This is a genomic window from Paraburkholderia sp. JHI2823, assembly GCF_038900695.1.
GTDB lineage: Bacteria > Pseudomonadota > Gammaproteobacteria > Burkholderiales > Burkholderiaceae > Paraburkholderia > Paraburkholderia mimosarum.
Genome location: NZ_JAYMRY010000240.1, coordinates 1 through 462, shown reverse-complemented (window position 1 = coordinate 462; position 462 = coordinate 1). Strand labels below are relative to the sequence as shown.

Here is a 462-nt window from a genome sequence, read left to right as displayed (position 1 = left end):
GATCAACTGAAGCAATTGCTTGTATTTCCGGCGCCATTGTCGAATGTCCCGCGCAGGTATCCCCATCAAGCTGAAAATCAGCTTGAGCATCACGTCGCTGGTTTCGCGCAGGATGGCCACCTCGCCCATATCGCGCCACTGCTGCACCTGCACCTTCAGGAGTGACGCAAAGAGCTCGCCGATCCTCGCCTGGTTCAGACCTTTCGGCAGGAACGCCGATTTGACCGCGTCACGTGCCCGCCGGTGCGCCTCACCGTCCTGGGCCACCAGCGTTCCGCCCATCAGATCTGGCGCTATTTCGCCGATCAGCGCCGAGGATACATCCCGGTGGCGCAACAATGCGAACGCGTCTGGATGCACGCAGGTCAGCATCCTCCCGGCAGGACCGAAATCGAGCCAGAAGTGGTTGCCGAGCATGGTTTCCGCCCGTTGCAAGAGGGCCGGTAGGTCGCGCACAATGGC

At 61.3% G+C, this 462-nt stretch carries 1 pseudogene; it reads right to left on the bottom strand.

What is annotated here, in order from left to right:
* A pseudogene (locus VSR34_RS38490) lies at positions 1 to 417 on the bottom strand (cytochrome P450); the annotation flags it as partial.
* Positions 418 to 462: the final 45 nt, after the last annotated feature.